The organism is Verrucosispora sp. SN26_14.1 (assembly GCF_004307965.1).
Lineage (GTDB): Bacteria > Actinomycetota > Actinomycetes > Mycobacteriales > Micromonosporaceae > Micromonospora.
In genome coordinates this window covers 1-1,225 of sequence record NZ_SISL01000801.1, presented here as the reverse complement: position 1 = coordinate 1,225, position 1,225 = coordinate 1, and the positions used below count along the sequence as shown (strand labels likewise).

The following is a 1,225-nucleotide window of genomic DNA, read 5'->3' as shown; positions in this document are numbered from 1 at the left end:
AGCCAGTGCCGGGCGGCGGGCTCGTCGCCGAGATGGTCGGCGATCCGGCAGCGCACCTGCGCCACCACCGCGTCGTCCCGGTCCGCCGTCACCCCCAGGCCCGTGTCGGTGTCGAGGAGGTGGGCGGCCTGGTCGAGGCCGATGCGCGGGGTGCCGAGCAGGGCTTCGGCGGCGTACCGGCGGTAGCGGCGCAGCGTCTCGTCGTCGGGGCCGCCGGGGGTGGACCGGGCGCGGGCGGCGGCGTCGAGGCAGCGCCGGACGGGCTCGAAGAGGCGCCACCGCTCGCCGCCGCGCAGGTGCGTCTCGACCAGTTCGGACCAGGCGGCCCGGGCGGTGGCCGGGTCACCGGCCGCCTCGGCGCGGACGGCGACGCGTTCCACCTCGGCGATGCGCGCTTCGCCGTCCGGCATGTCCCGGGCGACGTGCAACGCGTCGGCGGGCCGTTCGCCGGGGACCGGCGCGGTGGTCCGGCTGCGCTGGCGGCCACGTCCGGGACCGGTCGGCCAGCCGGTCACGGCCGCTCCGACCCGACGAGCCGGCCCACCTCGGCGGCCAGCCGGCGGCCGGTGGAGATGCCCCGGTCGAGCAGCCGGTCGAGCTGGTGCGGGGTGACGCCGCGTTCCAGGTCGGTGATCACCTCGCCGCAGACCCGGGCCCGTCCGGCGTCGTCGACGTGGACGAACGCCTTGGGCCAGAACAGGTCGTGGTTCCAGGTGTTGCAGAACTCGTGCAACCGGGGCACCTCGTCGAGGCCGAAGGCGGGCGTGGCCACGATGCGTACCTGGAGGATCTCGCCGTCGTCCCCGGCGCGCAGGAACCAGACGTGGCCCTCGGCCCACCGGCCGACCAGCGCACCCCCGTCGGCGGTGACGGGGTGGCCCCGGTGCGCCAACACGGCCGTGACGAGGTCGTGCGTCAACGGCCGCAGTGCCGACGGATGGCCGGCCAACGGTCCGTCCTCGAACTCCGGCGACGCCATCGGGCACCCTTCCGTGGGGCGAATATCACGGCACGCGGCGGTGGCCGCGCTGCGACACGCGGACGCGACCAGTAAGACCGGCGTATCCCGGGGCCCGCCGTTACGGTGATGCTATGGCGGGCCGTACCTCTCAGGCGAGTCGCCGACGCGGCGCGTCGCCGCGCGGTGGCACGAACAACAGTCGTGCGCGCCAACCGGCGAAGAAGACCCGGGCGCCGGTCCGGCGTCGCACCACGGCCCGGGGGC

1 protein-coding gene and 1 pseudogene are annotated in these 1,225 nt (G+C 76.2%); both read right to left on the bottom strand.

Going from position 1 to position 1,225, the window contains the following annotated elements:
• A pseudogene (locus tag EYA84_RS32030) lies at nt 1–515 on the bottom strand (YbjN domain-containing protein); the annotation flags it as partial.
• Nucleotides 512–979 carry a YbjN domain-containing protein gene (locus EYA84_RS32025; RefSeq protein WP_131057877.1) on the bottom strand — a complete coding sequence of 156 codons (468 nt, stop codon included), beginning with the start codon at nt 977–979 and terminating at the stop codon, nt 512–514. The pseudogene EYA84_RS32030 and the gene EYA84_RS32025, both read right to left, overlap by 4 nt.
• Nucleotides 980–1,225 lie beyond the last annotated feature (246 nt).

Coding starts and splice junctions, on each gene's coding strand:
- EYA84_RS32025 (WP_131057877.1), bottom strand. CDS start 979: ATGGCGTCGCCGGAGTTCGAGGACGGACCGTTGGCCGGCCATCCGTCG.